General features: G+C 57.5%; 4 protein-coding genes, 1 tRNA gene and 1 pseudogene. All 6 read right to left on the bottom strand.

The features are described 5' to 3' along the window. Positions 1–201 precede the first annotated feature (201 nt). A complete protein-coding gene (locus tag JKG68_RS29450) occupies positions 202–1800 on the bottom strand; it encodes a SpoIIE family protein phosphatase (RefSeq protein WP_202065675.1) in 1599 nt (532 codons plus the stop codon). Between the two features lie 661 nt (positions 1801–2461). Further along, a complete protein-coding gene (locus JKG68_RS29445) occupies positions 2462–3208 on the bottom strand; it encodes a LuxR C-terminal-related transcriptional regulator (protein WP_202065673.1) in 747 nt (248 codons plus the stop codon). A gap of 749 nt (positions 3209–3957) precedes the next feature. Beyond that, on the bottom strand, positions 3958–5058 hold the full coding sequence (locus JKG68_RS29440) for a glycosyltransferase family 61 protein (RefSeq protein WP_202065671.1): 1101 nt from the start codon (positions 5056–5058) through the stop codon (positions 3958–3960). A gap of 204 nt (positions 5059–5262) precedes the next feature. Next, positions 5263–5339: transfer RNA gene (locus JKG68_RS29435), tRNA-Asp, on the bottom strand. Positions 5340–5596: 257 nt separating this feature from the next. Next, on the bottom strand, positions 5597–6181 hold the full coding sequence (locus tag JKG68_RS29430) for an NUDIX domain-containing protein (protein ID WP_202065669.1): 585 nt from the start codon (positions 6179–6181) through the stop codon (positions 5597–5599). 918 nt (positions 6182–7099) lie between these two features. Next, a pseudogene (locus JKG68_RS29425) lies at positions 7100–8980 on the bottom strand (hypothetical protein); the annotation flags it as partial.

The following is an 8980-nucleotide window of genomic DNA, read 5'->3' as shown; positions in this document are numbered from 1 at the left end:
GGTTCACCAAACTGAATCACACCCACTCCAGCCCGGGAAATCACGAACGAGTCAGACCTTCAGGGACTTGGTATTACGCCTCGTTGAATATCCCGGCGGATAACGGTTGCAGATTAGCCAAAGCGACCTAGCCAATGCCAGGCCTCGTGATGGGGCACAGCGGATCCCGATACTGCATACCTTGGGCCAGTCGCCGTGTTCTCAAAGTAATACATGCTCAATTAAGAGCGCGCTGATGTCGTCACTCACGTCTGTTCCACTGCTCCAGCGCAGCACCTGGTCCGCAAGCCCTTTCAGCAGGGCTTCAGAGGATCGATCGCGCCACTGGTCCAGCAGGGTCAATAGTCGCTCCTCAGAGAAGCATTCACCCAACGGGTTCTCCGCTTCGGTGATGCCATCAGAGTACATAAGGAGCGCATCACCAACGTTGAGGGCAAACGGAACCGGCTCGTATGAGGCCGTGCTATCAATACCGATTGGCAGGCCGCCGGTTCCGAGAGGAATAATCCCGTTCCCACGCCGGAGGATGAGGGGATGAGGGTGTCCAGCTTGGATGAGGCTACCAGTTCCAGTGGCGAGCTCAATTTGTCCAAAGATCATCGTGAAATAGGGCAGATCGTCTGGCCAATTCTGACAAATGCGCTCCACAATTTTTTCGGGCGGCAGACCTCTATCTTTGATGATCGCTTCTGAGACTGAACGATGGGCAGCGACAGATACAAGAGCAGCCGCTGCGCCATGCCCACAGACATCAATCAGGAAAAATGACAACCTGCCATCATGTTCAATGACATTGAAGGCATCTCCTCCAATGAAGTTGGAGGGTTGCAGAAAGCCTCTATACCGGAGATTCCCGGCCGCACCATCTCTGGGCAGTAGACTCCTTTGCACAGATGCAGCTGCCTCAAGGTCGCGTCGATAGCGCTCTTCACGCTGACGAAGCTTGATATCGGCCAAAACCTGCTCGGTGATGTCTACCGTGATCCCAGCCAGCTTATGGAACCCTTCAGGGCCGTGCTGAACTTCTGCACGATGCGCAATCCAGATCATCGAGCCATTCGGCTTCTGGAAGCGGATCGTGAGATCGTAGGGCAACTCGTCCTTCAGGGCTTGCCTGAGCGCCTCCCGATGGATCTCGCGGTCCTCTGGGTGGACGCACCGTGCAAACATGGAGGCTGGCCCGCTGCTGATTCCGAGAAGGTCCCGCGCATTGTCCGACCACGTGACGAAATCCGTCGTGAGATCCCGCTCCCACGCGGCAATACGACCGCCCTGCAGGGCCAACCGGAGCCACTCCTCGGTGCGCTTTTGATGGGTAACATCCTGACCCTGCAGGAATACGCCTTCCGTTATCCCCTCGTCACCCGTGATCGGCTGATAAACAACATCAATGTAACGGCGCTCAATAACACCTGACTCCGTCTGAACCGTCAGCGGAGCACCGCGCCCAATCGCGGGCTGTCCGGTTGTGTAGACGCGCTCGAGCTCATCAAAAAAGCTGAGACCAAGTCCAGAAAGGATTTGTTTAGCCGGTTTGCCAATCAACTCACGAGCCCCAACGAGGTCAACAAAAGCTCGGTTGACCAGCTCAAATGTAAGGGTGTCACCCCGAACCACCGCAAGGAACCCAGGAGAGTTCTCCAGTAGACGCCGCACTTCCCCTGGTTTGAATGCACCTCTGGTCTGTGTCTTAGGATGCGGCATTATCCCCGGGGCCCCCCCATCGGGATCTATTGCAGGGCTAAAGTGCCAGCGCTCGATATTGGCGACCAGGGGATTGGGCTTTTCGTTCTCAGACATAGGTCGCGCTGGCACTTTCGAAAATGCAGGGTACTCATCATAACTTCTCTACCACTTTTGTGGTAGTGATATAGCAGGAATTGATGTCGCAGCGGATGGCCGAGGCGGTCTGGGGATAACAGGGTGGGTCATCCAGGGACGCGGCGATTTAGGCGGCGCAGACGACAACCTTCCGCTGGTAGGTCAATACCTCGTGCGCGTTCGGAATATGCCACATTGTCATCCCTCGGGTTTGCCTCGAGCTTTAATCCTTTGCCACCCATCTGAGCCCTTGCTCAGCAAACCTCGGGCTTCTTGCTGGGCGTTTCGAAACTCGTTGAGGGCTCGATTGGGCCGGATCCATGGGATGGCCGCTGCACCTGGGTGACATAGAGCACCTAGACTTGGCTTTGGCTGAAGGAGCACAGCTGATCCGGCATGAAGCAAGCCTTGAGGATGCAGCCCCTGAGGCTGTCCTCGAGTCTTCCGATCTTATCAAAGAGCTTGGGCTTGTGCTCAAGCGGCGAGGGCGCGGGGTCGGGATACCCCGAGCGTCCGGCACCTGGCCCAAGCAGGCTATTGCTGCTGCGGGAGCGGCAACGTGCCGGCAAGCTCGCGACGCCCATATCCGGTGCCGTTTAGATCCAGGAGCAGCACACGTAACCTGTGAGCAGGCAACAGGTTACGACGATGAATCGTCTTCCTGTTGGCTGAGATACTCTGAGGCCCAGATCGCAGCCCGGGTGCGGTTTTCCGCGCCAATTTTCTTTAGAAGTGATTTCACATGCAGCTTAACGGTCACTTCGGCAACATCGAGCTTGCGTGCAATCGCTTTGTTAGGGGCACCGTCTCGCAATCCGCGCAGGATCTCCAGTTCGCGGTTGGAGAACTCGCTGGCCCCGTCAGGCACTTGGATTCTCGAGGGAATAGCTTGGCCGCCGGCATGGGTAGTCTGGGCAGGCGCGCGGGCGGTTATCATCGCCAGAACCATGTCGGCGGGGAAAACCGTCTGTCCCAACATCACCAGCTGCAGCGAGGCGATGAGCACGTCAGTGCTCACGGAGGTCGGCAGGAACCCGGTTGCGCCCGCGCGGTGCGCCTGCCCGACTGATTCCGGTTCAAACCGTTCGGCCAGCACAGCAATCCGCGCGCGCGGACATTGTGCCTTCAGTTGGGTGACGAGCTCCGGGATAGTGGCCGAATAGCAGTCCGCGTCGACCACTGCCAGGACAGGCATGGGATCCGAGGGGGAGGGAAGGCCCGAGACGCCGTCGAACGCCTCGTCCAACACGATGAAGCGGGAGCCTGACAGCATTTGCCGCAGACCAGCGCGAAATACGGAGCTTTTGCAAGCAATCACAGTGGCTACACTGTTGCTGCCGTGCGAGGCCGCTCCGCCTTGAGCTTCGTTTTGGTCGACTAAATACATCGTAGGTCCCGACAAGCGAGAAAGAACTGGAAAGTCTTAAACAGTCCCGTTCAGAATCGCAAGACTGACTTCCTAGTTCGCTGGGGAGAGGCACTGAACCGCGAGAGGCATCAAGTCTCAGTGAGACGACCGTGGGGTCGTCTCCGCTGTGAGCGGCTGGATCCCACGCGAGAGTGGGTGAACTTTAACAATTCTAGTGTCCGACCTCCGCGCTGTTAGGCTTGCCACCGTGGCTTGTTCTTTACGCTCATGCGGACCAATTGGAAGGCGGCACGGCCTGATTTTCGAGCGATAGCGCGGAATGAAGGTAGCGAGTCGCCCATCGGCCTGCAATCCAGTGAGAGGGAGCATCTCGCGGGACTATCCTTATAGTCCCAGCTGCCAGTTGCCGCTCGTAAATAGCGCTGAATACCAAGCGGCACGAAGACTCACTCATTCAGGGTTTCCAGCAGAGCGCATGTCTGATCATGTCCATCGGCCTGCGCGACTGGGCCAATGCATGAGCATCAGCGCCGATTGGTAGAAGCCTGTCCTTGTTCGTGTAGGGCCGTCTACAGAGGCGAAAAGGATCAGCAACCAGAATGAGCGGTGGCTGCATCGGCCCAAACTGAAGCGGATCTTCTGCTGCAACGAAATGAACGTTCGACCAGTCATAATCCGTCGTCTCTCCTAAACTCACCAGGAGAATGACGCTGTGCGCCGCAATGACGCCATGGCAAGGCAGTCCCGGCCACATGCTTCATGGCGGCTCAGCCCAACACATTTGTGAGAAACGAGCTGAAGGTGTTTCTGTCCACTAAAAAACTCGAATCCTGCCGCGGGGTGCGCTCGGCTGCGCGTTGTCCGCAGAGCAGTTCGTGCCACACCATCCCCTTTGCCGCGGCAAGGTCGAAGAAGAAGTTATCGCCGTGGAAGTCGGGCGTGATCGAGAGAATCTCCTGGCCAGCCTTTCCAAAAACGATGCCGGTGAGATCGCTTCCGAGCACACCGACGAAGTGGGTTGCCCGACGCCAGATTGCGGCTTGTCCTTCGAAAGGAGCACTCCCCAGCGGTCCCCGCACGAATCCTTTATCCAGGGCACACTGGGCGACTTCGGACAAATTCTCGATTTCACGGGATGGTCGCCCGGTGGCGCGATCAATGAACAATCTTGACGAGACTAAATCGACTTGAATTGTGTCGGCAACGGACTGCAACAAATAGAAGATGAGAGGATGGGCTGCACCGGCATGGGTAACCTGATCCACAAAGGCCGCGCTGCGGAAACGGTAGCTCTTATGTTTGTCCAGAGCGATGATGGACTCTGGCTCAATGCCGTAGAACCGCAAGCTAAGGCCAAAGTTGTTGCTGGGCTCGGTGTAAGCACGAGGCAGGGCGATCCGGCCAGTCGGATGCAGGCGTTTGAACAGAAGGATCCTTGGCAGGTTCTCGACGAGCCAGTGGCCCCAGGTCCCTCCGCCCTCGTTGTGAGCAATCAACGTCAGCTCCTCGATGACGTCGGGTTCATCAGCGCCCGACCGAAAGTCGTCGAGGTCCCGCCTGATCGAGGAAGCCGTGGCGTCTTCAAGGTGAAACGTCCCATCGGCCCGGCCACGGAACGTCGTCAGATGATCAACGATTGCGCCAGCATCATGCACGGCGATATATTCGTTGAACACTATCACATTCTCAACGATCCGACAGCAAACATCGGGAAATGTGACGGTGTAGGTGCCCTGGTACCAAGAATGGTTGAACTTCGGGTTGCTCGACCGATCCTTGCGAAGAACGCCCAGCCGGGGCGTTCTTTGAACCGTCACCTCATCGGACAGCGTATGATGCGACGCGATAGTGCTGTCGCGCAGGGACATAAATGTGCTGCGGTCTACTACGGCCCGCTGGGAAAAACCCAACCTTAGATTGCTTTCCGTAGATCCCACCTTCTGCCCCCAATATCTATCGGTGCCGTGATGTCCATTCTGAGCTGAGGTGAGCCTTTGCCAAGGGATTCTTCTCGGGGAGGAGATGGTGTTGAGACCAGCGTTGGCTGGGGATCCCAAAACAAGCACACGAAGTGGCGCGGGCGACGGGGCTCGAACCCACGACCTCCGGCGTGACAGGCCGGCACTCTAACCGACTGAGCTACGCCCGCGTATCAGCATGTTTGGAGCGGGCGAAAGGATTTGAACCCCAACCCCAGCCTTGGCAAGGTTTTGCTGTACCCTTGAGCTACACCCACACTCTATTTCCTTGACGATCTGGTGGAGACGAGCGGGATCCCATCTGTGAGCTACGGCCCCAACCTTAGCTCCGGCGGTAGTATTCATCACGCCAGAACGCGAGGAGGCGCTGGTACCGCCTACAGGCGATGCCGTCAAGTGCACACTTATGGTGAGCTTTCCGGGTCTCTTACCGCAAGCGCCGCAGCAGGTCCTCAGGCAGACCCCCTTGGGCAACTCTCGCCTGCACAGCCAAGATCGTAGCGACACTGGGAGCGTCGCATATTGTGCCGTCCAGACATTCGGCCACAGCCTGTTGAAATGGCACGCGCCGGGTTGAAAGATCCTCCTGGGGATCCGGATGAGCGGCACCTTGCTCCAGATCCCAGGCAACGAAGCAGGGAGCCATTTCATCCGTGATGCCTGGGGAAACCATGAGGCGCACCACCTCAAGCCACTGACCTGCATGAGCGCCGGTTTCTTCCTGAAGTTCTCGTTTAGCCGTCTCGAGAGGCTCCGTCGTTTTTGGACCTGATCCGCGGGGCAGTTCCCAGGTATAGCGACGGGAAACATAGCGATACTGGCCAATAAGAGTGGTGCTGCCGTCGTCGAAGATGGGAAGCACGGCGATCCCATAGATGCGGAAGAGAAGCGCCGTATAGGAATGGACCTTTCCAGATCGGTGCCTGACCTCATCCTGATCGACGTTGACGTAGCGGCTCTCGTAGAAGCGCTGAGAGGAAAGAGTTTCCCAGGGGTTGCTCTGGTTGGGCATGGTTCACCGCGTGATGGAATGGAGTGGGTATCGGCGTGAGCACAGGTTGTCCACCTCAACGCCGACGAAAGGCTGAAAGTCGCTGCATCGGCTAATGGAACCAAGGCAAAGACAAGGTCTGCTCAGAAGCGATAAGGATCCGACTCCAGCACAGTGCGGTCCGCGTCGATCCGCGTCAAACACAGAGCGCCTCCCAGCAATAACAGGAGATCAGCTCTATGGGCCGTGGCTTCGTTCTGCCAAATTGACGGATCTGTTTGACCTAGGAAGTAAATGTTATGACGTATTAATTAGTGGGATTTTTATTAGTGGAACGTCTCCTGCGCGGGGATCAAGCAGAAGGATGTGCCGATGGGCGGGCCGACTCGGCGACTACGGCCTCCGTTAGCATGCAGGCGCGGCTGGTTCCGGCCGAGGAGGAACGAAAGTCGGCGTTTGCCAGTCTCCCCCAGCCGGTATGAACGGTCTGTAGAGAGTCGAACCGGGCGGCGATCGATCTGCTAGGCCTAGCTTTTCCGTCACAGGGATCTTCGAAGACAAGCCAGACTCTGGCGGAAGCTGAACCATCACACGGCAGAACCTGAAATGCTGACAAGCTCCTGTGCGCTCATGGCTGCACAAAGCATATGTTCGAGGGCTAATTCCGGCGTCTGACCTGCCCCGCCGTAAAAGAGAAGAGCGCCCTCTTCTCTCAAGGGCGCCCCAAGGCCCCACCCGCGGGCACTTGATCGATTGAAGGATTCGCCAACATCGTGAACACCTTTGGTGAAGAGCCAATTGTAGTCGTTCTTGGTCTGAGCCTTGACGAGCGCGAGTAATGCCTTGCTCAGCAGCTTGGGCTCAATAGCCGAACTTGAACCGAGCTTGGAAGAAGCCCCGCCACAAGGGCGGGGTTCTGTTTGGTGCGTTATTGCTGGATCAGGCGATCAGGAGAGCCCCCGTCCAGTCTGTACCGTGAACGAGACCGGTAACACCCGTCACCGTCACCGTGCCGCCTGTGGCCGAGGTGAACACCGTGTTGCCGCCGACTTCGGCCACGGAGGCTCCTCCCAGCGAACCCATTTCAGCGAGGAACTCCAGCTTGTCTTCGCCCTTCACGAAGTTGTTCACGACATCGTTGCCGTTGGACGCTCCGAAGGACACCTTCTGAACGCCGGTTCCGAGGTTGAACATGTCGTTACCCGATATGCCACCCGTCGCTGTGCCGTTAGGCCGGTCGTTGATGAGGACGGCGCTGAAAGCGTTCACCGTATCGTTGCCAGCACCCGTCGTAATGACCGAGTTCCGGCCATTGCCGGTTCCCTTGAAGTTGAACGTGTCATCACCGCCGAGGCCATTGATGAAGAGTTTGTGGTCTGTGTTCTCGATGGTGATCACGTTGCCCTGATTGTTGCCGTTCACCGCCATGGTGCGAGCCGTGTCACCTTTGGTGTCTTTGATCGTGATATTCTCCGTGTTGATGATCGACTTGCCAGCGTACTCAGTCCAATGGAACGCTTGATCGAGACCAACCGATACATCCGAGCCCGACGTGACTTCGATTGTCCTGAACACCACGGTATCGATGCCGTCACCTCCGTTCAGATCAAGGAAATCCGTCTGGCTGTCCGTGGTCATGGTAAACGCCTCGTACGTCTCATCAGCCCCGTTCGTGAAGCCGTGCACGTTGAAGGTCATCGTCGCTGGAGCAGACCATACCCCGTCACCGTCTTTCACGGCATACTCGAAGGTGACAGGCAAGACCTCCCCACGATTCAGGGAGGACAGGAACGTCTTATCCCCTTCGAACCGGAAGGTGCGATCATCGATCATGGTGACCGTGCCGCCCTCCACAGGCTGAGAAACAATCATGTACTCCGTGATCCCGAACTCACCTGCTGAGTAGCCGTTGCCCTGGAGCTCCACAACCGGGTTATCCTCCCAGACGTGCGCGGTCATGGCCTGAGCTTCCGGAGGCGCAACTTCAGGTGCGGTGTCGTTGTCAGCGATGGTCGCCCACCCTGACGGTGGGTAGACTTCCTGATAAAGCGGATCTTGAGTTACGATAGGCTCGAAGTAGATGGTTGTGCCATCAAAGGACTCGTAGACCGGATCATCGACAGCTATCACGGTGACGGTCTGGGACTGCTTCCAGTTCGCGGGCGTGAAGATAAGCGTTGGCGTTGCGGCTGGTGCTCCACCATTCACCGAGAACAAGACCCCACCATCGGAACCAAGCGTAATGGTCACATCCGAGGTTGGCTTTCGGGTCAGGACAACATCAGTCGTATCCGACGCGCCGCCTTCAGCGACGTTCAGGCTGAGATTGGAGACGTCAATCCCTGCTTCACCCGTCGGCTCCTCATCACCGCCTGGAGGTTCCTCAACTGGAGGCGTGTAGGTGCCCAGAGCCGTCCAATGGGTGCCGAACTGCATCCCGGTCACACCTTCTACGGTTACAGTTGAGGAGCCGTTGATCGTGAAGACCGTGTTTCCGTTGATTTCCTTCACGACCATGGTACTGGCATTGATGCCTGCCGACGCGAAGTCCAGCATGTCCGCACTAATCTCCCCACCAGCAAAGTCAGCGACAATATCGCGACCGCTGTTTTGGGAGAAGACAAACACATCCTGCCCCACACCACCTTCCAGTCTGTCGTCGCCGGCTCCGCCATTGATCACGTCGTTGCCGCTGCCGCCCACGATCGTGTCAGCGCCCGCACTGCCAGTGAGGGTGTCGTGACCGGCTCCACCATCGATGCGGCTGATCCCCGTCAGTGTCACAGTGGAAAAGTCGAGGCTCTCGCCAATGGGCCCATC

Source organism: Microvirga aerilata (genome assembly GCF_016743775.1).
GTDB lineage: Bacteria > Pseudomonadota > Alphaproteobacteria > Rhizobiales > Beijerinckiaceae > Microvirga > Microvirga aerilata.
Note: the sequence above shows the minus strand (reverse complement) of the source record. Positions and strands in the feature narration are given on the sequence as shown.